Raw genomic sequence first — 24,082 nt, 5'->3', positions numbered from 1 at the left:
CCAACGCCTTCGGTTTATCCGGAGGCGTTTTGTGTGCTAAACTAAGATGTAGAGTATGAGGGCAACCATCAAAAAAGGAGACTCCGGCAGGAGTTTTTCTTAGCCAAGCAAGGGTGGGGAAAACAGTGGATTACATGGACAATATCCGCAACAAGCTCGCGCTTCTGCCCGATTCGCCGGGCTGTTACCTGATGAAAAATGAAGAAGGCACAATCATTTACGTCGGGAAGGCGAAGGTGCTGAAGAACCGCGTGCGCTCGTATTTCACGGGCAGCCATAACGGCAAGACGCAGCGGCTCGTCGCGAACATTGCGGATTTCGAATATATCGTAACCGGAAGCAACATGGAGGCGCTCATTCTGGAGTGCAACCTGATCAAGAAGCATATGCCGCGTTACAACGTGCTGCTGAAGGACGACAAGACGTTTCCGTATATCAAAATTACGAACGAGAAACATCCGCGTCTGGAAGTGACGCGCCGGGTGCTTAAAGATAAAGCGAAATATTTCGGCCCGTACCCGAACGGTTACGCCGCCCAGCAGACCAAAAAGTTGCTCGACCGCATGTACCCGCTGCGCAAATGCAACGTGCTGCCGAAGGAAGTCTGCCTCTATTATCATATGGGCCAATGCCTTGCGCCTTGCGTGTATGACGTGGAGAAACAGCAATACGACGAGATTACGCAGAACATTTCTTCTTTTCTCGGCGGAGGGCATGAAGCGATCAAGAAGGATTTGCAGAAAAAGATGGAGGAAGCCGCGGAGGAGCTCTACTTCGAGCGGGCGAAGGAGCTGCGCGACCAGATCATCCATATCGACGCGCTGATGGAGAAGCAGAAGATCACGACTTCGGACACGCGGGACCGCGACGTATTCGGCTATGCCGTCGACAAGGGCTGGATGTGCGTGCAGATTCTGTATATGCGCCAGGGAAAAATGATCCAGCGCCACTCCTCGGTGTTCCCGTTCTACGGCGAAGCGTACAGCGATTTCATCTCGTACGTGACGCAGTATTACAGCGACAATCCGGCGCTGCCGCAGGAGATTCTGCTGCCGGACGGCGAGCTGCCGGCTGCCGACGCCGAAGGCGCCGCCGCGCCATACGGCGACGCGGAGGCAGCGGCCGCGCAAGCAGGCGGAGCGCCCGGCGCGGCTTTCGACGTTGCCGCGCTCGCAGCGCTTGACGCGGAGGAAGCGGCCCCGGACCCGGCGGAAGAGGGGTCCGAGACCTTGGCGGCCGAAGCGGGTTCGAACGCCGCAGAGGCCTTGTCCGGCGCCGCCGCGCTGCAGGAATGGCTCGGCGTCAAGGTGCTGGTGCCGAAGCGCGGGCTGAAGAAGCAGATGGTCGGTATGGCCTGCGAGAACGGACGGGTCGCGCTGGACGAGAAATTCCGGCTCATCGAGCGCGATGAGGAGCGGACCTCCGGCGCCGCCAGCAGCCTGGGCGAAAGCCTGGGCCTGGAATCGCTGCACCGGATCGAAGCGTTCGATAACTCGAACATTCAGGGCGCCAATCCGGTCTCGGCGATGGTGGTGTTTACCGACGGGAAGCCGGATCGCAAGGAGTACCGCAAATACAAGGTTCGCACGGTGCAAGGGCCTGACGACTACGAAACGATGCGCGAGGTCATCCGGCGCCGGTACGAACGCGTGCTGAAGGAGAATTTGCCCATGCCCGATCTGATCGTGGTCGACGGCGGCAAAGGGCAAATCTCCTCGGCAGTGGACGTGCTGCAGAACGAGCTGGGACTCTTCATTCCGGTCTGCGGTCTCGTCAAGGACGACAAGCACCGGACCGCGCAGCTGCTGGTCGGCGACGAAGCGGAGCCGGTCTCGCTGGCGCGCGACAGCCAGGAGTTCTATCTGCTGCAGCGCATTCAGGATGAGGTCCACCGCTTTGCGATCACCTTCCACCGCGAACAGCGGGCAAAGTCGATGGTGACCTCAAAGCTGGATTCCATTCCCGGCATCGGGGAGAAGCGGCGCAAGCTGCTGCTGAAGCATTTCGGCTCGCTGAAGAAGATCAAGGAAGCGAGCGTCGAGGATTTCCGCCCATTGTCGATCGGCGACAAGCTGGCGAGAGAGATTCTTCAGGCGCTGCGGGACGAAGAACCGTCATCATAACCATTGAGCCCCCATACAGCAAAGTGAGGTTTTGATTTCGAGCCATTCTCCTTCCTTTAAAAAAGCAGGCCGCCCCTTAAGGGGCGGCCTGCTTTGCGTTCTAGCCGATGGCATCGTTTGCCGGCAGCGGCTCCTGCGTTTTACGCGGCGGATTGAAGCGGTAGACGATATAGCCGACGATAAACGGCAGGATGATCGTCACGATTCCTGCGCCGACATTGACCTTATCCTGCATGAAGATCAGCGTGGCGCCCATCAGGATGCTGTCGAACACGACATGGCTGAACATGGCGGCGATGAAGCCGTAACGCAGAAAAATATAACTGAAGAGCAGCCCAATTACGGTCAGCTCGATCGGCCTGGAGCTGATCGGATAGATCGGATACAGCGTATGCCCGAGCGCCCAGATGAGCGTCGTGATCAGCGAGGCGAGGAAGGTGCTGCGTACGATTTTTTTGAGCATGCGGATCCCGAACAGGCGGTACACCGCCTCCTCGGATAATCCGGCGAGCCAGGCCATTATTGGCAGCAGCCAGCCGTATTTCATATTGTACGGCGACTGGCTGGCATCGGTGGTGGACCAGTTATGCAGCGTCAGCGACAGGAGGATGAACATCAGCGTCTGCACGCCCAGCAGAATGAAAGCCCAGACATAACCGGCGCGGATGCTGTCGAGCACATATTTGCCGTACCCCGGTTCCTTGGCCCGCGGCCATGGATTCATGCCTTCTTCCTTGCGCCACAGGCCATTCCCGCCGACCAGCGAGAAGTACAGGAGCGATGACATCAGGAGACTGTACAGCGCGTACACGATGAACAGCACGATCGCGGTAATCCGTGATTCCAGATCCCCGCCGCCGCCCGTTTCCGGAAGCATATTATAGGTGCTGACCATCATGATGATGAAATGGGCCGCGCTCAGGAAGATGCCCCGAAGGAATGAGGTATGCTGTCTGCGCAGGATGCTGTAGATTAACGCGAGAATGCCCAGCGCCAGCGTCGGCAGGCCGTAGCCGAACAACGTCAGCTTCTGCGCGAGCGAGGTCTGGTCTTTTACATAATGGTCATGCCAGGAAGGCGCGGCGTAACCGGCGCGGAAATAGGAAATCTCTTCATTCTGGAAACGGAAGTAATAATGCAGCTGCGCCTCCCCTATGGTGACCGAGCTGTCGGTATAGACCAGCCCGTAATCCTCCGAGCCTTCCGCGATCGGCAGCTTCGCCGAGCTGGCGCCCCATTCCTGCAGCCACGGCTGCGCCAGGGCTTCCATCTGCTCCAGCGAAAGCGCAGGCTCCGAAGCCGCATTCTGCGACGGCTCCAGGCCGTAGGCGCTTCCGGTTTGCGAATCGGGAAGTTTGCCGTAAGCATATCCCGGAGCGGCATTGGCGTCGGCCCCCCGGGCAAAGCCCGCTACCTCGCCATTGTACATGTTCAGATCAACGGCGAGCACCGGCACCGAATGTCCGGGACGCTCGAGAACGGCGTGGAAAATATCGTAAGGGTATTTCCGGTTCGCCTTGTTTTTGGAGTAGTCTTCGAGCAGCTTTTCGCGGGACATGTATCCGTAAAAGGAAGAATCCGACTCATAATAGATCGTCCAGCTGTCCCGGGAGGCGGGTTTGACGCCGAGCTTCTCCTCCGCAAATGATGCCGCAATGCTGCGGGCTTCGGTTTTGCTGATCGCTTTGGTATTGTTCTCGCTTTCGCCGGTAGTAAACTGGGGAACAACCTGGAGCAAAACAAAAAGTAAAAGACCAACGATGCCTGCGACAAGAAGTCCGGCAGTGATGGGCCGCTGCTTCAAAGGCTGGCCTACGGGATTCATGAAACACCTCCTAGAATGAATTGGCAACATAAGGATACCCGCTTATTATAATCCGAATCCGGGAGTCCTTACAAAGAAATCGCTCATACCGGACAGATGCCTGTCTCCAAATCTATGAGGCGTCGGCGGCGGTTATGCGGATTTGAACAGCGAAGACTTGCGTCCTCCTGTCAAAGCGGAATGCAGGCAGCGGGCCCCCGCATACATGCAGAGCAGAGAGAGGGGGATGCCCAGAACCGCGATTGCGCCAAGCTGCAGCCAGCCGGGCACGTCGCCCAAGCTTATTACGTCCGGGAACATGAGGTCCGTAACGACTTGTAATTGCAGCGATGCAAACATCGCCAGCGGAATCAGCAAAATCGAAAGAACTTTAAAACGGAACATGCAGTACATTGTCTGTAAAAGGCCAAGCGTTACGGTAAGCGATATGGCGGCAGTCAGAAAGGCGTAGATCAGCCAAAGCGCCGTTGAACCTGCTTCCGCCGTTGTACATCGCCCTGCAGCGAGTCCGGCGCCCGAGCCGGCCAGCATGGAGACGAACAGCACCAGATTGACTTGCATGACCTTCGTCCAGACCGAAGCGCTTTGGGACAGCAAGAGGCTGAAGCGGCTATGGGGAAAGGTTAACCGCCAGGCAAGCTGCTTGTTTTCCGCTGCACTGCGGAATAGCAGCCATAACGACCCAAACACGACAGGCACCATAAAAGGAACTTTGACTACAGACAGCACCGCCTGCAAATCGCTGCTGGCCAAGAAGAACAGGATGGCTGTAACCACGGGAATCGCAAGCTTTAGCATAAAGACGGCTTTCAGCTGCTCGATCCGGCGGATTTGACTGGAATCCAGCCGGTACAGGGACAGGAACGGCGCGCCGGCGCGCTGCGGATGCTCTGTCCGGCGCTCACCGGCTTCCGCCGCGCTTCGCTTTGGCAGACGGAGCTGCAGGGGCTGCGGTCCGGCCATCCGCCCGTAGCCTTTCTTAGCAATATGCGGCATGACGAAATAACATAGCGGCCAACCGAGCATGATTAACGCCGCAGCGTAAAGAGAAACCCGTGTGGGCGATGTATAGGCTGAGTCAGCCAGATTCCACGAAGGATCGTTCAGTAAGGTGACCAGCACCAGCGGCGTCATCCAGAGCAGCGAGAATAATATGGCCAGCATAAGGCCGCCTCTGCGGGCGCGCAGGGATAGGCTGATGCTCAGCCCGGCGGTGACGGCGAGGGGCAGCATGGCTGCGATAAGAAGCGCGTAAGCCGTTACGGTATAGATGAGCGTTCCGCCGGCCAACGCTTCGTAGCGGCCGGAAGCGATGGAGACCGCGTAGTTTCCCGCTGCGGCCGCAAGCATAAGGCCGGCGATCCGGAGGCCGGCGGCAAGCAGCGCGGCAGCTTTGGCCTTCAGCAGCCGGGTGCGGGAATAAGGCAAGCAGAGCATCCAGTCCCGGTGGCGCTGCTGGGCGAAACCCAGCATATCTGCCCCGGCCAGCCCCATCACGGCCAGCCAGGTTAACGCGATTGCGCCAAGGAACGGCGCCCGCTGCGCGCCGTCCTGCGCCGGCAGCAGGAATCCCGCAGCCACCAGCGCTGCGAATACCAGCGGCAGCACCAGCCAGCGGGCGGCAGAGCCGCGTTTGCTGCCGGCATAGCGGCTCGCCTCCAATTGAACCAAAACCCGGAAGGCGCTCATGCGAACACTTCCCGGTAGCGCGACTCTACGGATTTGCCCGCAAGCCGCAGCTGCTCTACCTCTTCGACGCCGCGGATGATGCCGCCGCCGAGCAGGATCAGCCGGTCGAACAGCAGCTCCATCTCGCGGATATCATGGGTCGCGACGAGCACCGTCCGTTCGCCGTCGGCCAGTTCACCGACGACTACAGAAGAAATGGCTTCCCTGGAGATCATATCGATGCCGGTGAACGGCTCATCGAGCAGAACCAGCGGCGCTTTGCGCGCGAGGCAGGTCAAGAGCTGGAGGCGGGCTTCCTCGCCCCGGGACATCGCGGAGATCAGCGCGTCGCCGGAGACGGATAGCTGACGCTGCAGCTCTTGAGCCTTTGCTTCCTCCCAGTCCGGGTAGATGTCCCGGGCAAAGCCGAGCCACTGGCGTACGGTCAGCCAGCCCGGCAGACTGCCGCGGTCGGGCAGCAGGGAAAGCTCGCCGAGGCGGCCGACGCCGGCCGGCTTGCCGAAGAGGCGCACCGTTCCCGAATCAGCCGGCGCGAGACCGGCGATAATGCGCAGCAGCGAAGATTTGCCCGCGCCGTTCGGACCGAGCAGGCCGGTCAGGCTGCCTTGAGGAATCTGAAAGCTAACATTGTCCAGGACCGTTTTCTTCTTCATCCTTAAGCATACTCCGCTGCATTCAACCGCTGCCGCGGGCGTTTCATGAATGGTTGTCATCTGCATCCTCCTTGTCAAAATCCAGCAATTGCTGTGCCGTCAAGCCAAGCGAAGCCGCCAGCGCTTTGAAGTCGCGAATGGCTTTACGCATCATATCCTTTCTCGCATTTGCAATAACGTTCATGTCCTGCGCGACAAACGTCCCTTGCCCCCGGTAGGTGACGATCAGGCCCAGACGCTCCAGCTCCTGATAGGTCCGGGCGGCGGTGGTCGGATTGATGTTCCGGCCCGCAGCCAAATCCCTTACCGAAGGCAGCCGCGTTCCCGGCGGAATCCGTCCTGCGACGATCTGTCTGCGGATGGCGTCGACCAGCTGTTCATAAATCGGCAGCGAGGGATCAAGCCGGAACGGTTCCGGAAGCAGTTCTACATCATGCTCCATCGTATCCTCCTTCCATTGTTATGAGTGTATGGACACTCACCATACACCACTTTACAGGCAGTGTACCACTACCCACCATACAATTCAAGGGGATTATGCCCAGGATGCAAAAAGTGGACATCCGCCGCGTTTCTGGGTATGGTTAACTGTAGTGCAGATGTAACGGGAGGATGAGAGTTTTGCCTAAAGCTTTTTCCAATAAAGCCGGATTTAAAGGGTTCGGGTTGACTCCGCCGCAAATTCTGGTGCTCGGGTTTGCCGTACTGATTCTGGCGGGGACGCTGCTCCTGATGTTGCCGGTAGCGAGTGCTGCGGGACAAAGCCTCGGCTTTGTGGATGCCTTGTTTACGGCCACCTCGGCAACCTGCGTCACTGGCCTGGTCGTCGTAGATACGGGTACTTATTTCAGTTTGTTCGGCAAAACGGTCATTCTGGTTCTCATTCAAATCGGCGGTCTCGGATTTATGACCATGGCAACCTTGTTTGCCCTTGTATTTAAAAAAAGAATCTCGTTGCGCGACCGGCTGATTTTGCAGGAAGCAATGAATCAGAGCACGATGGAGGGCATCGTCCGGCTGATCCGCCGGGTGCTGCTGTACTCGCTGATCATTGAAGGGGTCGGTGCCATTCTGCTGACAGCCCGCTGGGCGGCTGACATGGCCCTGCCCAAAGCGCTTTACTTTGGGATTTTTCACGCCGTGTCCATGTTCAACAATGCCGGGTTCGATATTTTCGGCGATTTCCGCAGCCTGACGCAGTATACCGGCGATCCGGTCGTGAATATCACCGTCATGCTGCTGATCGTCACCGGCGGACTTGGCTTTCTCGTTCTGACCGAGCTGGCGGAGTATCCGCGCAAACGCCGGTTTTCTTTGCACAGCAAAGTGGTGCTCTCCATGACGTCCGTCCTTATTGTGCTTGGAGCGGCTGTCTTTTTCATCTTTGAGTATACGAACAAGCAGACGCTGGGGCCGCTGGATTTAGGCGATAAGCTGTGGGCGGCGTTATTCCAGTCTGTCACTCCGCGCACGGCGGGCGCGAATACGGTGGACATTGCCGGAATGCGCCAGGCGTCCCAGATGTTTATGATTATCCTGATGTTCATCGGCGCTTCGCCGGGTTCAACGGGCGGGGGCATTAAAACTACGACCTTCACTTTGATGGTCGGGGCCGTCATCGCCATGCTGCGCGGACGCGAGGACATCGTGCTGTTCCGATACCGGGTCGCCCAGGAACGCATCTTCAAGGCGCTGACGATAACGCTGCTCGCGCTGCTGTTCATCGTGTCCATAACCATGGTGCTGTCCACGCTGGAAGACCGGTCGTTCCTGATGATTTTATTCGAGACGACATCAGCCTTCGCGACTGTCGGTTTGAGTATGGGCCTGACGCCGGAATTATCGGATCTCGGAAAAGTTCTTATTTGCCTCGCAATGTTTGCGGGCCGGCTTGGCCTGCTGACGCTCGCGTACGCGCTTGGGCCGAAGCAGGGCAAGCCGCTGTACAAATATCCGGAAGGAAAAATGATTATAGGCTGAGGAGGAAATACGGATGAAACCACAGCAGTTCGTCGTGATCGGGCTGGGCCGTTTCGGGGCCAGTCTGGCGCTGGAGCTGGTATCCATGGGGTATGAGGTGCTGGGCATCGACCATCTGGAAGAGCGGGTGGAGGAAATGAGCGGTCAACTGACCCATGCGGTGCTGGGGGATGCGACCGATGAGGCGATTTTGCGTTCGCTGGGGGTGCGCAATTTCGACTGCGGCATCGTGGCCATCGGCGACAATATGGAGCGTTCCATTTTGGCGGCAATTTTGCTTAAAGAACTCGGCGTAAAGCAGGTGATTGCCAAAGCGATTTCGATCTTGCACGGCCGGGCGCTGGAGAAACTCGGGATCGACCGGGTGATTTTTCCGGAGCGGGATATGGGGGTGCGCGTGGCCCATCAGCTGGTGAACCCGAATCTGCTGGATTATATCGAGATCTCCAAGGAATACAAAATCGTCGAGCTGACCGTGCCGGAATGCATGGACGGCAAAAGTCTCGCCGAGCTGAATACGCGGGCCAAATACGGCTGCAGCATTGTGGCGCTGAACCGCGGGGACGGCATTATCGTCGCCCCGACGGCGCATGATTATTTGCATAAGGGCGACATTATGGTCGTCATCGGTTCCAACGAGAGCATCGAGGTCTTTGAAGATAAAGCGGTGAACGTGGATTAAGAGCCGCCTGAACCAGCGGCTTTCAGGAGGGGGGAAACGTTCTGGACGATCCTGGCGGCCGCCGTCCGGCGCCTCTTGTTCTATTGCGGAAGGAATACTTCCTCGGTGACCTGCACGAGGCTGCGGGCGGCAGTGCTCAGACTCCCGCTCGCCGAATAGATCATGCAGGTGGTGCGCTGGGTCTGCTCCAGCTCCTTGATGTGCAGCGACACCAGGCCGCTGCCGTGCAGCAGCTCGGGGCGCAGGTATGATTTCGGCAGCAGCGCCGCGGCCCTGATCGTCGGCAGCAGCCGGACGATCGCCTCGAACGAGTCGATCTCCATGCGCACATCGGGATCGATGCCGTTGCGCTGGAACAGCTCATCGGTCATGCGGCGGTACCAGGTGCCCTTGGAGAAAAGAATCATCGGCTGGCGGGCAAGATGCTCCATCGTCAGCTTCGCCGGCAGCGTCAGCGGATGCTGCTCCGGCACGACCAGCCGCAGCTGGTCGTCAAACAGCGGCACGCAGCGCAAGCCCGGCTCCAGCGTGGACGAGGCGATGATGCCGACGTCGGACCGGCCTTCGCTGACCGAGGAGACGATTTCATGCGTTTTGCCGGTGACCAGCTTCAGCTCGGCTGCCGGGTATTTAGCCATATAAGCGTTGACCAGCGGCGGCAGCGTCGTCTGCAGGGTCGTCAGGCTGGCGCCCAGGTGGACGATCTGCGGCCCGCCTTCCTTGAACTTTGACAGCGCCTCCAGAAAAGCGGCGCGCTGCTGGCGCTGCTCCAATGCATACGTATAGGTGAGCCGTCCGACCTCGGTCAGCTCCAGCCGTTTGCCGTAGCGGTTAAAGAGGATGACGCCCAGGCGCTCCTCCAGCTTGGAGATTTTGCGCGAGAGAGCCGGCTGCGACAAATTCAGCTGGCGCGAAGCCCGGTTGAGGCTGGAGTGTTCGACGACGGCGGCGAAGATATCGAGATCATCATACATTGGCGGGCCTCCTAGAAATTCCGGATCGGTTCAGGCTTCTTTCCCCATTATTCCCCATCAAGTGACAAACAGCACAGCAATTCACTACTGATGCCATTATAGAAAACGTGCGAAAACCTCAGAATAACCGCTCAGAGCGGCCTTTTCTTCCCTTTAATTGAGAATTATTATCATTTTAAAGCAATTCTTATGCAATAATTGTATAACGTTTAATAAATAGATTGCAATTCCCTTATAAGCGAAAAAGGAGTAACATGAGAATCGACACAAGATATTCACAATTTGTGAAAGGTTTAGCATGGGCCGGGAATAGAGTGATTAATGGCGCAAACACTGGGTATGCTCCCCATTTTGCTGCCTCCCATACCTGTTTCAAGCGCCCTCCCGGCGGTGTATGCAGATTAATGAAAACGCTGTTTTATTCGGAAAGGGGACACTTTGCATGAGAGGTTTTTATTCCAGAAAGATTCATTCCTTGCTCGGCGTTATCCCGCTCGGCTTTTTCTTCATCGAACACATGCTGACGAACTTCTCGGCAGTGGAGGGTGGCGCTTCCGGTTTCACCGACAGTGTGCTGTGGCTGAACAGCCTGCCGCTCGTCTTCTTCCTGGAATTGTTCGGGATTTGGCTGCCCCTGCTGTATCACGGGGTGTTCGGGCTCTACATCGCCTACCAGTCGAAGCCGAACCTGAACCGCTATAACCTTGAGCGCAACTGGCGGTATACGCTGCAGCGGATCAGCGGCATCATTACGTTTATCTTTATCGTCTGGCACTTATACGAGACGCGCGTGCAGGTTGCCGTCGGCAATGTCGAGCACGAGGAGCTGGGCGGCGTAATGCATGACATCGTGACCAATCCGCTGCTGCTGGCCATCTACATCATCGGCATCGTTGCCGCGTGTTTCCACTTCTCCAACGGCCTCTGGTCGTTCCTCATCAGCTGGGGAATTACGGTCGGCCCGCGTTCGCAGCGGGTATCCTCCGTGCTGTGCCTCGGGTTGTTCGTCATTGTAACCGTGATGTTCCTGCTTTCGCTCGTAACGTTCCGCGACAACGAGTTCCAGGCGACGGCTTCCGCCGCGCAGAGTCTGCGGGCATTGATATAAGACAGCAATCCTAACAAAACTAGGTTTATGCTTTCGAAGTGAGTTTTGTCGAAGTAATTCTCTGAAGCAATCCTAACAAAACTAGGTTTATGCTTTCGAAGCAAGTTTTGTCGAAGTAATTCTCTGAAGCAATCCTAACAAAACTTTAGGAGTGATCACTCATGGCATCCGATATCATTATCGTGGGCGGCGGCCTGGCCGGCCTGATGGCGACCATCAAGGCCGCTGAATCCGGCGCGCATGTTCATCTCTTCTCTCTTGTTCCCGTCAAAAGATCTCACTCCGTCTGCGCCCAAGGCGGCATCAACGGCGCGGTGAACACGAAAGGCGAAGGCGACTCCCCCTGGGAGCATTTCGACGATACCGTCTACGGCGGCGACTTTCTGGCGAACCAGCCTCCCGTTAAAGCGATGTGCGAGGCGGCGCCCGGCATCATTCATCTGATGGACCGCATGGGCGTCATGTTCAACCGTACCCCCGAGGGGCTGCTTGACTTCCGGCGGTTCGGGGGCACGAAACGGCACCGTACCGCGTTTGCCGGGGCGACGACCGGACAGCAGCTGCTGTACGCGCTCGATGAGCAGGTCCGCCGCTGGGAGACCGAAGGGCTCGTGACCAAAAGCGAGAACTGGGAGTTCCTCTCCGTCATTCTCGATGACGACGGCGTGTGCCGCGGCATCAGCGCGCAGAACCTGAAGACGATGGAGATCGAGACGTTTCCGGCGGACGCTGTCATTCTGGCGAGCGGCGGTCCGGGCATTATTTTCGGCAAAACGACCAACTCCGTCATCAACACCGGCACGGCGGCCAGCGCCGTCTACCAGCAGGGCGTCCATTACGCCAACGGCGAGTTCATCCAGATCCACCCGACGGCGATCCCCGGCGACGACAAGCTGCGGCTGATGAGCGAATCGGCGCGCGGCGAAGGCGGACGCATCTGGACGTACAAGGACGGCAAGCCGTGGTATTTTCTCGAGGAAAAATATCCTTCTTACGGTAACCTCGTTCCGCGCGACATCGCGACCCGCGAAATTTTCAACGTCTGCGTCGATCAAGGGCTTGGCATCAACGGCGAGAATATGGTTTATCTCGACCTTTCGCATAAAGATCCGAAGGAGCTTGACGTCAAGCTCGGCGGCATTATCGAAATCTACGAGAAGTTTATGGGCGACGACCCGCGTAAAATTCCGATGAAAATCTTCCCGGCGGTGCATTATTCCATGGGCGGCCTGTGGGTGGATTACAACCAAATGACCAATATTCCCGGGCTGTTCGCCGCCGGCGAATGCGAATACCAATATCACGGCGCGAACCGGCTCGGGGCCAACTCGCTCGTGTCCGCGATCTATGGCGGCATGATGGCGGGACCGAAGGCGGTCGAATATATTAAAGGACTCAAAAAATCGGTGCAGGACGTGTCCTCCACGGTCTTTGACCGGTTCCATAAGAAGCAGACCGATAAATACGAGGCGCTGCTGAACATGTCCGGCACGGAGAATGCCTACGTGATCCACAAAGAGCTGGGCGAAATTATGACCGCAAATATGACCGTCGTACGCGACAACAAACGTTTGTCGGAAACGATCGGCAAAATCAAGGATTTCAAGGAGCGCTACCGCAACATCAACATGAGCGATACCTCGCGTTGGAACAACCAGGGAGTAGCCTTTACCCGTCAGCTTGGAAACATGCTGGAGCTGGCGGAGGCGATGACGCTCGGCGCGCTGCTGCGTAACGAAAGCCGGGGCGCGCACTATAAGCCGGAATTCCCGAACCGCAACGACGAGGAGTTCCTGAAGACGACGAAAGCGACATGGACGGCGGACGGCCCGCAAATCTCCTATGAAGACGTGGATGTATCGCTGATCCCGCCGCGGGTCCGCGACTATTCGAAGGATTGACCCATAACCCAATCAGGAGGGAACCGATATGGCGGAAACAGCTGCAGCTTCCAAAAATGTAAAGTTTGTGATCACCCGCCAGGATGCGCCGGAAAGCGCGTCCTATACGGAGGAATTTGAACTGGCCTATCGCCCGGGCATGAACGTGATCAGCGCGCTGATGGAAATCCAGCGCAATCCGGTCAATGCGAAGGGAGACTCCACCGTTCCGGTCTGCTGGGAGTCGAACTGTCTGGAGGAGGTGTGCGGCGCCTGCTCGATGGTCATCAACGGCAAGCCGCGCCAGGCCTGCGCCGCACTGATCGACAATCTGGAGCAGCCGATCCGCGTGGAGCCGATGAAGACATTCCCGGTCGTTCGCGACCTCGTCATCGACCGCACCCGGATGTTCAATGCGCTGAAGCGGGTGAAAGCCTGGATTCCGATTGACGGCACCTACGATCTGGGCCCGGGCCCGCGGATGGCGGAGAAGAAACGCCAATGGGCCTACGAGCTGTCCAAATGCATGACCTGCGGCGTCTGCCTGGAGGCTTGCCCGAACGTCAACGAGAAGACCAATTTCATCGGTCCGGCGGCGATCTCGCAGGTCCGCCTGTTCAACGCCCATCCGACCGGCGAGATGAACGCCGATGAACGCCTGGAGGCTCTGATGCAGGACGGCGGCATCGACGGGTGCGGCAACTCGCAGAACTGCGTGCGCGCTTGCCCTAAAGGCATTCCGCTCACCACTTCCATCGCCGAGATCAACAAGCAGACGACGAAGCATATGTTCAAGCGCTGGCTGGGAGTCTAACCGGCAGCTTTGTCCTTTATCCCTTATCTTATGACATACGGCGAGCCGTTTCCGGCAGGAATCTCCTGCGCGGGAACGGCTCTTTTTCAATCCTGTTTTTCATTCCTCAGGAATGTTTTGCAATCCCCTGCATTATTTAAAATCGCCTCATGGCGGCCCTTCCGCAAGCGCAGTTATGCTTAGGGGAGACCACGCGTTTTCTACTATTTTGCCGCAGGAGGTTCTTTACCATGAACAATGCAAGCTACGCGCATCAACACCGGAAGACAACGTCGTTGAATCCGGCCATTACAAGCATCTACACCGCGGACCCCTCCGCCCATGTCTGGGAGGACGGCAGGGTGTATATTTACGCGTCCCATGATACCGATCCGGCCAGAGGGTGCGACCTGATGGACCGCTACCATGTGTTCTCCTCGCCGGACATGGTGAATTGGCGCGACGAAGGCGAAATTCTGAGCTCGGACGATGTCGCCTGGGGCCGCCCGGAAGGCGGCTTCATGTGGGCGCCGGACTGCGCGTACCGGAACGGCACCTACTATTTTTATTATCCCCACCCGAGCGGCACCGACTGGAACGCGACCTGGAAGATCGGTGTCGCCACCAGCGGCAAGCCGGCAAGCGGCTTCCAGGATCAGGGCTATATCGGGGGGCTGGGCGGCTTCGCAATGATCGACCCGGCCGTTTTCGTGGACGATGACAACCGTGCGTACTTGTATTACGGAGGCGGAGGCCGATGCGAGGGGGGCGAACTCGCCGAGGATATGATGTCGGTTAAAGGAACGATGCGGGAGATGGAGGGATTGGAGGATTTTCACGAAGCAGCGTGGGTATTTAAACGAAACGACGTCTACTATCTGACGTATGCCGACAACCTGGAAGGCAACAACCGGATGCGTTACGCCACCAGCCGCAGCCCTCTCGGCCCCTGGACCTCCCGCGGCATCTTTCTGGAGCCGACCGGCTGCTCGACTACCCACGGCTCCGTGACCGAATTCAAGGGAAAATGGTATCTCTTCTACCATAACCAGGCCGTTTCCGGCGAAGGCACGCTGCGCAGCGTATGCATCGATGAGCTTGATTTTGCGGAAGACGGCGCAATCCTCACCGTGACGCAGACCAAGGAAGGCGTGAAAGCGGTTGGCGGGACAACGGAGGCGATTCCTCCGGCGGATGTTTACGCCGCTGCGGACGGTGTGCTCGGGAACGGCGCTGCGCTGCGGATGCTTCCAGACGGAACGGGAACCGTAGCCGGGCTGGAAGCGCCGGGAGCGTTCTGCCGTTTCAACGGCGTGGACGGCGGTGCAGGCGGCCGGGGAGAGCTGCGGGTCCGCTACGCCACGGCGGAGCGGCTGGCCAAGCTGCGCCTGCAGGTGAACGGCAAGGATTATTCGCTCGTCAATGCCCTGTCGACCGGAGGGGAAGAACGTTTTACCGGAATCACGGGCTTGACGGTAACGCTGGACCCGGGGCGCGGCAATACCGTTAGCTGGACCGGCGGGCACGGCGGAATCGCGATCCACAGCATGGAGGTTCGGCTGCTGCCGGATTGAATGTACGCAAGGCGCTGACGCAAGTGACATAACCGCCGACCGCAATGGCTGGAGGAAGACTAAATAACCCGCGGAGGAAGCGCTCTGGCCGAGCGTCTCTCCGCGGGTTGTCGTTTATGGCATTTATGGCATCCGGATTTCGGACAAGGCTGCCGGGCTCGGGAAGGCGTGAGGCCGGCGGCGGTTTACTGGCCGTCCCGCCAGGAATGACGGGGCCGCCAGTCCATGGTTTCTTTGGCCAGACGGTTGCTGACGACGGCTTCCCGGGCTGCGAAGGGTGCGCGCCGGTCCGAAACGCCTGGATAGAATTCGTCCAGCAGGCGAGCTGTCGGCCAATCGCTAAGCGTATCGTCGGCCGTAATGTTGAGATGGTCCGGTACGGGTCCCCGGACATTCAGCGCCGCCAGACAGGCGTCCGCGGCGTCGCGGATATCGATGTAGCTCCACAGCGTTTTTTTGAAACGCTCGGGCCGCGAAGCCGGATCGGCGCTCCGGTATTCCTCCGGAGCCATCACGGTCGAGAAGCGCAGCGCTATCGCCGTCAGCGCGCCCCGGCGGTTCACCATCGAGACCGCGCTTTCGTTCACCACTTTGGAGAGCCCGTAGCACTCCTGCGGCAATTGCGGATGCCCTTCGTCCACGGGCACGTACAGCGGTTCAAACGGCTGCGGTGCCCAGGCAAAGCCGTAGGACGATTCACTGGAGCCGAAGACGACCCGGCCGATGCCCAGGAGCTCGGCTGCTTCCAGCACGTTGTACCCGGAGAGTACATTATTCCTAAAGATACGGGCGGGCGGATACAGCAGCGGAGCCGGGATAGCGGCCAGATGAACCACGGCATCCACACCCTGCAGCGCGCCGGCGACCTCGCCGAGATCCTCCAGATCCACGGTAAGCTGGCGGCAGCGAAGAGCCTCCGATCTGCGCCGGTCCAGAGACAGAACATCGAGCCCTTCGCGCTGGAGCGCATGAACGACCGCGGCGCCAAGCTTGCCGCTTCCGCCCGTTACGGCTATCGTTTTCATATGGGGATAGAACCTCCTTAGTGGGGTGGTACTCCTTTGCTGTCCTGCGTGAAGGCATTTGCCGCTTCAGGGCCGGACCAGCGTACCGTCCGCCTTGCGGTCCAGCGGATATGGTCGGTAATAGGCTGCGGATTTCCAGCCTTCCCCAATCAGCCGCTGTGCCTTCGGCTCGTCAAGCTCAATTCCGAGACCCGGCTTCTCTTGTGCATACAAATAGCCGCCGGAGCGCCGAATATGGCCGGGGAAGGCCTCGAGCTCCTCCTCCCTGAAATGATTGATCTCCTGGATACCGAAGTTCCATAAGGCCAGGTCGAGATGCACCGCAGCGGCCTGGTTGACCGGATCGTTCTCTCCGCCTTCCTGCCAGGCCGTACGGACGCCGAACGCTTCGCAGACAGCGGCGGTTTTGCGGCAGGCGCTGATGCCGCCCGCCTTCGAGATCCGCATACGCAGAAAGTCGATCAGGCGTTCCTGCACGAGCGGAAGCCACTCCTGCGGATTCGTGAACAGCTCGCCGACCGCCTGGGGCGTGGCGCATTGGACGCGGAGCTGACGGTACCAGCCGAGCTGTTCGGGCGGCAGGGCGTCTTCCAGGAAGAACAGGTTGTACGGCTCCAGCGATTTGGCAAGCCGGATGGCCGCGATCGGCGACAGATGCTCATGCACGTCATGCGTGAGGCCAAGCTCCCCGCCGAATTCGGCCCGGAGCTGCTCGAACATGGCTGGTATATTGTGCAGGTAAGCCTGCTCGTCGAAGGCGTTGTCTTTAATCCAGGAGCCTTCGGGCAGCCGGAGCCTTTCGGCCGGCAGGAACCCACCGCCGCCGTAGCCGCCGAGCTGGCAGCGGATGACCGAATAGCCCTCCTCCCGGAAACGGTGTACCTCTTCCTTCAATTCGGCAATGGAGCGTCCGCCGGCGTGCCCGTAGCAGGGAACGGCGGCCCGGACCGCTCCGCCGAGCAGCCGGTGGACCGGCAGGCCGGCCTCCTTGCCAAGAATGTCCCACAGGGCCATATCGATCCCGCTGATCGCCGTCTGCGTAATCGAACCGTTGCGCCAGTAAGCGCTGTGCTGCATCGTTTGCCAGATATCCTCGATCTGTGAGGCATCCCGTCCGGCAAGGAGCGGGGCGAAGTGCTGCTCGATGACCTGCACGACGGCTTCGGGATTATACAAATCGGAGGCGGAGCCGAGTCCGTACAGGCCATCCTGGTCCGTGACGATCTGAACGATCGTCCAGCTTCCGTCATGGCGCGTGCGCAGGCAGCGGATGGTTTTGATAATAGCCATAGGGCGTCCTCGCTCTCGTTTAAAATAGGATTTCGCGTCCCGCTTTCAGGAGCGGAGCAGGCCGGGCAGGCCGGCAGTGACGATGGCGTAGCCCGGGACTGAAAGCTGCTCACCCGCCGTCTTCGACGTGCGTTCTTCAAGGATGCCGGTCGCATAAGCCCGGGCCTCCGCCGGAAGGATAAGGGCCGTTTCCTCGGCTCCTAAATTGTACCAGCGGGCCACGGGATCGCCGCTGTCTTCGGCAATCTTGAAGCTGGAGAAGGCCAGGCCGTCTCCCGACCAGTCGAGGAAGGACGCTTCGGGAGGAAGCTCGCCGCTGTGCAGCCCGGTCTCTGCCGTTAAGACCGGCACCGCGAACGCATAGGCTTCCCGGTAGGCCGCGAAGCGGGCCGAAGCGCCACCGTGCGGGAGAATCATCCACTCGGCTTCGCAAGGGCCCAGGCACTGGGCCTCGGGCGTCGGGAATACGCCCCAGTCGCCGAGCTCGCTCACAGCACGGAGCAGCGTAACGGCGATGGTGCCGTTGCCATCCTGCAGAATCTCGTATTCGTTCAGGCCTTTGCCGGCCACGACCAGGCCACGGTTGTCGCCGTGCACGTCCACAAATGACTGCATATGGTGGCAGTAGCTGGGGTTTTTCCATTCCGGCGCCGGCGTCGTCATGCGCTGTGCCACCTCAAAGACTGAATCGGCGTAATGCACGGTGCTGTCCACGCCGGCCGGGAATAACACGCGCAGCCGGTGGTCGCGGCTGGCGTTGTCGAAGCGGGCGTGTACCTTGACGCCTTTGCCTTCCCGTTCCAGGCTGACCCGCGTTACGAGATCGAGCGGAATGCTGCGGGCGGAGCGGCCGGCCAACCGTTCGTTGAACGGTACCATGGCGTTAACTTCGTGCGCCAGCCGCTCGTCGGCGGCTTCCGGAATCCACAACCGCTGCTTAATCTCCAGCGTGGCTCGCCAAGGCGTATCCTCGACAAGCGTGACCGCAGCCGCCGATCCGGCGGTGGTCAGCGGCTGGTCGTTAATCGGCTGGAAGTAAATGTACTCGTTGCCGATGTCGCCGGTATCCTCGTAGACGCCAAGTCCGGAATACGTTTGGCCGGTCGTTTTATCGAGCAGCGTCAGGCTGCCGTCCGCTGCGGCGCTGACCCGCAGGAACGCGTTCTCCAGCGTGCCGGGGGCGACCGCCAAACCGCCCGGTTCGCCGCCGATTCGCGCCGTGACAGCCGCCGTTTCAAGCGCGGCTGCGGCCTGATTCCGCGCCGGACTCTCCGCTTCGCCGGCGGGAATCCAGGCGAAGCAGCGGTAGCCGATGCCTGGCAGCGCCGCGGCTTCGAAGGTCAGCCGCAGCGCCCGCGCCATATACGGCTGCCGGAACTTGTCGTCCGGCAGGTCGTAGCCGAAGCGCACGCCAAGATCGGTGACCTCGGCGGCGATCTCCATGCCGCGGGCGTCCACGAGCTTGCCTGCGGCATGGGTGCGGCGGCGTACCTCTTCTGCAACCTCGGCCGGCTGTTCGTTTTGCCTGAAATAGCGGCGGCTCCACTCGATCTCCAGCGTCACGGTGCGGGCGGTGCCGTAGCCGCTTGTATTGAAGACGGCGAACGGCACGGCTTGCCCGCCGTACACCGCGAAGATAGAGGTGTCGATGCGCGCGGCGATCGCGTCGGCGCTGACCCGCGCCAGGCCGCGTCCCACCTCCATGCTCTTGGCGAAGCGCGTCTTCATTTCGCGGTAGACCTCATCCACGCTGCAGCCGCAAATGCTGTCATGGGGATGATTCTGCATAAGCGTCTTCCAGGCGTAGCGCATCAGGGCATGCGGGTAAGGCGAGCCCAGAAGATGCGCGATGGCGGCGAGCGGCTCCGCGGTTCTCTCCAGCAGCGTCTGGGCCTCCTGGTTAAGCTGCTTGATCCATACGCGCGCCGAAGCGGTGTTGACGAGCGAATACCAGCCGTCGGTGCGCTGTCCGCGGAGCTCGCCGCGGATGCGGCTCAGCTTATCGGGGAGCGCCGCCCTTACGCTGCGGATGTACGTATCGTAATCGGAGTGGATGAACTCGATATCGGGGTACAGCTCCCGTGCGGTGCGCAGCGCGGCGGATAAATCGCGCTGCACGGGCTGGTGGTCGCAGCCGTTTAGCAGCAGAAGATGCGGCGTGGACGCGTAACGCGCGGCCGCTTCCAGCCGCGGCGGCCAATATGCCGCAGCGGCTTCGCGTTCCGCCGGAATCTCCATTCCGTTGTTGTACCAGTTGGCGAAGAGAATGCCCAGCACTTCGGAGCCGTCCGGGGACTCCCAGATCAGCTCCGAGAACGGCGATTCCAAATGACCGGCTTCGCCGACCTGATTGTTGAAGCCCGTGGCTTTGACGCCGCGCCCGAAGACTGCGGTCTCAATGCCGGCCTGGCGCAGGATTTGCGCCGCCTGGCCCATATTGCCGAAGGAATCCGGGAAATAGCCCAATTTGGAGACCGTCCCGATCTCCCTGGCGTCCCGCAGCCCGATCTGGAGATTGCGGATGTTGGCTTCGCTGCTGGTCAGAAATTCATCCTGCAGCACATACCACGGGCCGGCGGCCAGCTTTCCTTCCCGGGAGAGCCTGTGGAGCTGTTCCCTTTTCTCCGGGTGGACCTGCAGGTAATCTTCAAACACGATGGTTTGCCCGTCCAGGTAAAAGCTGCGGAACTCCGGGTCGCGGTCGAACGTATCCAACAGCGTATTGACGGTATCGGCCAGGCGGATATGATGCGCTTCGTACGGCATATACCATTCCCTGTCCCAATGCGTGTGCGAAACGACATGGACGGTTTGCTTGATGGCTTTCATGGAAGGGCCTCTTTTCTCGGAAATTTCGGAGATACACCCCCCATTGTAGAAAGGGGGCAGGAGACGAACAAGGAGACGATTGCAAACTTTTGCGGTAATTATTGGCGTATTGCCCCGGGCCGCTTGTTCCTTTCTCCATATGCGATTTAAAATAAGAACACCGGCCTTTGGCCGGCGGGGAACGGACTACAGACAACGAAACTACTTACAGGGGGTGGTCGCAATGCTGGCACTGGTTGTGGATGATGAACTGGAGATCCGGGAGGGGCTGCGGACGGGGTTTCCGTGGCGGGACTTCGGAATTGAAAGCGTTTTAATTGCCGACGACGGCGATTCGGCGCTGGAGCTGGCGCTGACGCAAGAGCCCGATCTGATCGTGACCGATATCCGCATGAAACGGATGTCCGGGCTGGAGCTGATCGAAACGCTTGGAGCACGGCGGCCGAATGGGTGGAAAGCCATCGTCATCAGCGGGTATGACGATTTCGATATGGTAAGACAGGCGATGAAGCTCGGCGCGATGGATTACATCCTGAAGCCGATCAGCACTGCGGAGCTGGGTGAGGTGCTGCAACGGGCGATTTCGCAGCTGGAGCAGGAAAAGACCGACCGGAAAAACCGCGCGCTGCTCAACGACCAGATCAACAGCGCGCTGCCCAAAATCCGCGGCGAGCTGATCCGCGAAATTCTGGAGCAGGATTACGATCCGTACCGCGAGACGCGCATCCTGCACCGGCTGCGGACATTGAAGGACGAATGGATGGTCGCCGGGCCTGCCGTCGTCATGCTGTTTGAAGCGGACGATCTGAAGGCGGTGGAGAACCGGGACGGGCTGCGCCGGGAAAAAGAATTGATTCTGTTCGGCATCGGCAACGTCGTGAAGCAGACGCTGGAGGAGGAATACGCCGAGCCCTTTCTGCTGTGCCAGGACTCCAAGTCGCGCTGGGCGGCCGTGCTGCGCTGCAGCCGGGAAGAAAGCGGGGCGCGTCTGGAGGAGCTGGGCAATTTATGCATCGAGCGGATCCATTCCTTCGTCAAGGTAAAGGCAAGCGCAGCGCTCTGCGCCGTTCCGGGGAGCTTGTCCGAGCTGCATGCGCGCTATGCCGAAGCGGAGGAGATTCTGGAGCAGAAGGCGATTTACGGCGGCGACCGCCTGCTGACCAGCCGCGGCTGGGAGCAGGAAGCCGATGCGGAGAATCCGCCGATAACGAATCCGGACGAGGTGCTGGATCTGATCCGTTACGGAACCGAAGAAGATATCCGCGCGGCGATGAACCGTTTTTATGAACTGGTCCAATCGTGGTCGTTAGGCTCGATCAAGGACATCCAGCAGCACATCTTCGAATGGCTGCTGAGCATTTTCAAGAAGGCGGCTCAATACGGCTGGAGCGAGCAGAGCTGGCAGCGGAACCCGATGGTGCTCTGGGACCGGCTGGAGCGCTTCGACACGCTGGAATCGCTGCGCGGGCAGGCGGAATCGTGTCTGCTGGAGATGGCACGAGATTTCGGGAAGCTCTCTTCTTCGCCGGGGCAAATCATACAGGAGGCGGAACGTTATATTTTACGGCATTATGCGGATAATCTGACCCTGCAAAGCGTGGCCCAGGAGGTGCATGTCACTCCTGTATGGCTGAGCAAGCTGTTTAAAAAAGAGAAGCGCCAGACGTTTTTGGAATACGTGACCGAAGTGAGGATGGAGAACGCCAAAACGATGCTGGGCGAAGTACGCTACAAAATCTATCAGATTTCCTCGCTCGTCGGCTACAAGGATCCTGTGCATTTCACCAAGCTGTTCAAAAAGCAAACGGGATGGACGCCGAAGGAGTTCCGCCGGCTGCAGGGAATCGCCGATGAATAAGGCTGGAATCGCGCTCGGCTCGCTCCGCAACAAGGTGATCCTGATTTTTCTATGCATTCTGATCGTGCCGTTTCTTTGGTTTGCCTACTACACCCATGTCAAGGCGATCGAAGGAATCTCCAATGCCAATACTTCCATGTCCCTCAGCTTTCTCGTCCAGGCGCGCAAAAGCTTCGAGCTGTATCTGTCCCGGCTCAACGATCAGCTGAACGATCTGATCGGCAACAAGCAGCTCCAGGACCTTTTGGAGCGGCCGCCGTCCGGGTGGGAGGAAGAAGAGGCGTTTACCGTCAATATGCTGACGCTGCTGAATCAGCAGACGGCCTCCATCGACGCGTTCCGGGTGCATCTGTATCCGATAGAACCGGAGCGTTACACCGATTACATGAATACGATCGGGGAGCCGCATATCGTTCAGGACGAGGAGTGGTTCCGCCGGGCGCAGCATACGGTCGGGCCGTTCTGGCGCCTCTCGATGCCACTGCGCGGGCGTTACGCCAAACCGCTGTTGGCTTACAGTAAACGTTTCACCGGACTGTACGACCAGCGTCCCAGGGGGATTATTGCCGCCGACGTTTCGGAGGACCAGCTGGCCCGTTATTTTTCCCCGTCGGGCAATATCGAAGGGCAAAAGCTACTTCTCCTCGACGAAGACGGCAGCGTGCTCTACGACTCGGCCGCCAACGAGTGGACGGGACGGGAGGAGATGGCCGTACGTTTCTCGGGCCTTACGGGCGGCGAGCCCGGGCAGTCCCGGACCCTCAGCATCGAAGGGCAGAAATTTCTGGCCTCCAGCTTAAAGCTGGACAGCCGTCCGTGGTATCTGGTCAGCCTGTCGCCGCTCAGCGAGCTGACCGGCACGATCGATGAAATCAACCGCGTCATGCTGTGGTTTCTCGTGGGTTACCTGCTGTGCTGCGTCGGCGTGGTTATTTATTTCACCGTGCATTTCACCCAGCCCGTGGTCAGGCTGGTCCAGCTGATGCGCAAGGCGGAGCGGGGGAACTTCCATCACCGTTCCGCCTGGTCCGAGCGCAACGACGAGGTGGGCTGGCTGTACCGGGGCTTCATCAGCCTGACGATGCAGATCGAAACGCTCATTGAGGAGGCGTCGCGCTCGGAATGGAAAAAGAAAGAGCTGGAGTTCCAAGTGCTCAGCCACCAGATCAACCCCCATTTTCTGTACAACACCCTGGAGTCCATCCGCTGGAAGGCCGAGACCCACGGACGCAGCGACATCAGTGAAATGGTGGCCGCGCTCGGCAATTTGCTGCGCCTGAGCCTCAACCAGGGCAAGGAAGTGACGACGCTGCGGCGGGAGCTTGAACAGCTTAAGGCTTACGTGCAGATCGAGCAGGCGCGCATGGGCCGGACGATTCGCATCCTGTATGCGGTCGAACCCGAGCTGCAGCAACTGCCGTTCCTGCGCCTCCTGCTGCAGCCGCTCGTCGAAAACGCGATCCAGCACAGTATCCGAGATAATTTCGAACAGGGCAAAATTCTGATTACCGCCCGCCGCGAGAAGGATGATCTGATTCTGGATATCATCGACAACGGCAAGGGCATTCCCGCGGAGACGCTGGAGAAGCTGAACTGCGATATCTGCGAAGAATCGCCGCAGTCCACCGGCAGCAAAGGCGTGGGCCTGCGCAATGTCAACGAGCGGCTAAGGCTGTACTTCGGCGATGCGTACCGCCTGCAGATCGAGTCCGACCCCGGCGCCGGCACGCGGATCGCCCTGCGGCATCCGGTGATGAAGCTGGACCCGCTTCAGGACGAGGCCAGGGGAGAGAAGTGAC

The 24,082-nt window shown here is 59.3% G+C and carries 17 protein-coding genes; 9 read left to right on the top strand and 8 right to left on the bottom strand.

The window, feature by feature from the left end; translation table 11 throughout:
• Positions 1–134: 134 nt before the first annotated feature.
• Positions 135–2,123, top strand: a complete 1,989-nt coding sequence (gene uvrC / locus BMW84_RS18240) for an excinuclease ABC subunit UvrC (RefSeq protein ID WP_091071178.1) — start codon at positions 135–137, stop codon at positions 2,121–2,123.
• A gap of 100 nt (positions 2,124–2,223) precedes the next feature.
• Here uvrC and BMW84_RS18235 read toward each other — a convergent pair whose 3' ends face one another.
• The 4 genes from BMW84_RS18235 to BMW84_RS18220 all read right to left on the bottom strand — a co-directional run bounded on the left by BMW84_RS18235 (position 2,224) and on the right by BMW84_RS18220 (position 6,732).
• Positions 2,224–3,948, bottom strand: coding sequence for a CPBP family intramembrane glutamic endopeptidase (locus BMW84_RS18235; RefSeq protein ID WP_091070864.1), 1,725 nt, complete (start codon positions 3,946–3,948; stop codon positions 2,224–2,226).
• Between the two features lie 132 nt (positions 3,949–4,080).
• Positions 4,081–5,637, bottom strand: a complete 1,557-nt coding sequence (locus tag BMW84_RS18230; RefSeq protein WP_091070863.1) for a hypothetical protein — start codon at positions 5,635–5,637, stop codon at positions 4,081–4,083.
• The gene (locus BMW84_RS18225) at positions 5,634–6,350 is read right to left on the bottom strand and encodes an ATP-binding cassette domain-containing protein (protein ID WP_091070861.1); all 717 of its coding nucleotides are present in this window, start codon (positions 6,348–6,350) and stop codon (positions 5,634–5,636) included. The genes BMW84_RS18230 and BMW84_RS18225 overlap by 4 nt, the downstream gene beginning before the upstream one ends.
• Positions 6,334–6,732: a GntR family transcriptional regulator gene (locus BMW84_RS18220; protein WP_091070859.1), complete on the bottom strand. Its 399-nt coding sequence runs from the start codon at positions 6,730–6,732 to the stop codon at positions 6,334–6,336. The genes BMW84_RS18225 and BMW84_RS18220 overlap by 17 nt, the downstream gene beginning before the upstream one ends.
• A gap of 179 nt (positions 6,733–6,911) precedes the next feature.
• On the opposite strand from BMW84_RS18220, the gene BMW84_RS18215 reads away from it, so the two are divergent.
• Both BMW84_RS18215 and BMW84_RS18210 read left to right on the top strand, forming a co-directional pair.
• Positions 6,912–8,270: a TrkH family potassium uptake protein gene (locus tag BMW84_RS18215; protein ID WP_254773037.1), complete on the top strand. Its 1,359-nt coding sequence runs from the start codon at positions 6,912–6,914 to the stop codon at positions 8,268–8,270.
• A gap of 13 nt (positions 8,271–8,283) precedes the next feature.
• A complete protein-coding gene (locus BMW84_RS18210; protein WP_091070856.1) occupies positions 8,284–8,952 on the top strand; it encodes a potassium channel family protein in 669 nt (222 codons plus the stop codon).
• An 80-nt stretch (positions 8,953–9,032) separates the two neighbouring features.
• On the opposite strand, the gene BMW84_RS18205 is transcribed toward BMW84_RS18210, so the two are convergent.
• Positions 9,033–9,926, bottom strand: coding sequence for a LysR family transcriptional regulator (locus BMW84_RS18205; protein ID WP_091070854.1), 894 nt, complete (start codon positions 9,924–9,926; stop codon positions 9,033–9,035).
• Positions 9,927–10,368: 442 nt separating this feature from the next.
• Between BMW84_RS18205 and BMW84_RS18200 the strand changes: the two genes are divergently transcribed.
• The 4 genes from BMW84_RS18200 (at position 10,369) to BMW84_RS18185 (ending at position 15,281) form a co-directional block, all read left to right on the top strand.
• Positions 10,369–11,034: a succinate dehydrogenase cytochrome b558 subunit gene (locus BMW84_RS18200; protein WP_091070852.1), complete on the top strand. Its 666-nt coding sequence runs from the start codon at positions 10,369–10,371 to the stop codon at positions 11,032–11,034.
• A 161-nt stretch (positions 11,035–11,195) separates the two neighbouring features.
• A complete protein-coding gene (sdhA, locus tag BMW84_RS18195) occupies positions 11,196–12,935 on the top strand; it encodes a succinate dehydrogenase flavoprotein subunit (protein ID WP_091070850.1) in 1,740 nt (579 codons plus the stop codon).
• Between the two features lie 28 nt (positions 12,936–12,963).
• The gene (sdhB, locus tag BMW84_RS18190; protein ID WP_091070849.1) at positions 12,964–13,728 is read left to right on the top strand and encodes a succinate dehydrogenase iron-sulfur subunit; all 765 of its coding nucleotides are present in this window, start codon (positions 12,964–12,966) and stop codon (positions 13,726–13,728) included.
• Between the two features lie 230 nt (positions 13,729–13,958).
• Positions 13,959–15,281 (top strand): family 43 glycosylhydrolase, encoded by a 1,323-nt coding sequence (locus BMW84_RS18185; protein ID WP_091070848.1) that lies wholly within the window; start codon positions 13,959–13,961, stop codon positions 15,279–15,281.
• 185 nt (positions 15,282–15,466) lie between these two features.
• Here BMW84_RS18185 and BMW84_RS18180 read toward each other — a convergent pair whose 3' ends face one another.
• From BMW84_RS18180 to BMW84_RS18170, 3 genes are all read right to left on the bottom strand, one after another.
• Positions 15,467–16,306: an NAD-dependent epimerase/dehydratase family protein gene (locus BMW84_RS18180; protein WP_091070847.1), complete on the bottom strand. Its 840-nt coding sequence runs from the start codon at positions 16,304–16,306 to the stop codon at positions 15,467–15,469.
• A gap of 66 nt (positions 16,307–16,372) precedes the next feature.
• The gene (locus BMW84_RS18175) at positions 16,373–17,596 is read right to left on the bottom strand and encodes an enolase C-terminal domain-like protein (RefSeq protein ID WP_091070846.1); all 1,224 of its coding nucleotides are present in this window, start codon (positions 17,594–17,596) and stop codon (positions 16,373–16,375) included.
• Positions 17,597–17,641: 45 nt separating this feature from the next.
• On the bottom strand, positions 17,642–20,425 hold the full coding sequence (locus tag BMW84_RS18170) for an alpha-mannosidase (protein WP_091070845.1): 2,784 nt from the start codon (positions 20,423–20,425) through the stop codon (positions 17,642–17,644).
• A gap of 223 nt (positions 20,426–20,648) precedes the next feature.
• Here BMW84_RS18170 and BMW84_RS18165 point away from each other — a divergent pair, with 223 nt between their 5' ends.
• The gene (locus BMW84_RS18165; RefSeq protein ID WP_091070844.1) at positions 20,649–22,283 is read left to right on the top strand and encodes a response regulator; all 1,635 of its coding nucleotides are present in this window, start codon (positions 20,649–20,651) and stop codon (positions 22,281–22,283) included.
• The gene (locus BMW84_RS18160) at positions 22,276–24,081 is read left to right on the top strand and encodes a cache domain-containing sensor histidine kinase (RefSeq protein WP_091070842.1); all 1,806 of its coding nucleotides are present in this window, start codon (positions 22,276–22,278) and stop codon (positions 24,079–24,081) included. The genes BMW84_RS18165 and BMW84_RS18160 overlap by 8 nt, the downstream gene beginning before the upstream one ends.
• Position 24,082: the final 1 nt, after the last annotated feature.

Source organism: Paenibacillus sp. NFR01 (assembly GCF_900111565.1).
Taxonomy (GTDB): Bacteria; Bacillota; Bacilli; order Paenibacillales; family Paenibacillaceae; genus Paenibacillus_AQ.
This window is presented reverse-complemented; position numbering and strand designations above follow the sequence as displayed.

Coding starts and splice junctions, on each gene's coding strand:
- uvrC (WP_091071178.1), top strand. CDS start 135: ATGGACAATATCCGCAACAAGCTCGCGCTTCTGCCCGATTCGCCGGGC.
- BMW84_RS18235 (WP_091070864.1), bottom strand. CDS start 3,948: ATGAATCCCGTAGGCCAGCCTTTGAAGCAGCGGCCCATCACTGCCGGA.
- BMW84_RS18230 (WP_091070863.1), bottom strand. CDS start 5,637: ATGAGCGCCTTCCGGGTTTTGGTTCAATTGGAGGCGAGCCGCTATGCC.
- BMW84_RS18225 (WP_091070861.1), bottom strand. CDS start 6,350: ATGACAACCATTCATGAAACGCCCGCGGCAGCGGTTGAATGCAGCGGA.
- BMW84_RS18220 (WP_091070859.1), bottom strand. CDS start 6,732: ATGGAGCATGATGTAGAACTGCTTCCGGAACCGTTCCGGCTTGATCCC.
- BMW84_RS18210 (WP_091070856.1), top strand. CDS start 8,284: ATGAAACCACAGCAGTTCGTCGTGATCGGGCTGGGCCGTTTCGGGGCC.
- BMW84_RS18205 (WP_091070854.1), bottom strand. CDS start 9,926: ATGTATGATGATCTCGATATCTTCGCCGCCGTCGTCGAACACTCCAGC.
- BMW84_RS18200 (WP_091070852.1), top strand. CDS start 10,369: ATGAGAGGTTTTTATTCCAGAAAGATTCATTCCTTGCTCGGCGTTATC.
- sdhA (WP_091070850.1), top strand. CDS start 11,196: ATGGCATCCGATATCATTATCGTGGGCGGCGGCCTGGCCGGCCTGATG.
- sdhB (WP_091070849.1), top strand. CDS start 12,964: ATGGCGGAAACAGCTGCAGCTTCCAAAAATGTAAAGTTTGTGATCACC.
- BMW84_RS18185 (WP_091070848.1), top strand. CDS start 13,959: ATGAACAATGCAAGCTACGCGCATCAACACCGGAAGACAACGTCGTTG.
- BMW84_RS18180 (WP_091070847.1), bottom strand. CDS start 16,306: ATGAAAACGATAGCCGTAACGGGCGGAAGCGGCAAGCTTGGCGCCGCG.
- BMW84_RS18175 (WP_091070846.1), bottom strand. CDS start 17,596: ATGGCTATTATCAAAACCATCCGCTGCCTGCGCACGCGCCATGACGGA.
- BMW84_RS18170 (WP_091070845.1), bottom strand. CDS start 20,425: ATGAAAGCCATCAAGCAAACCGTCCATGTCGTTTCGCACACGCATTGG.
- BMW84_RS18165 (WP_091070844.1), top strand. CDS start 20,649: ATGCTGGCACTGGTTGTGGATGATGAACTGGAGATCCGGGAGGGGCTG.
- BMW84_RS18160 (WP_091070842.1), top strand. CDS start 22,276: ATGAATAAGGCTGGAATCGCGCTCGGCTCGCTCCGCAACAAGGTGATC.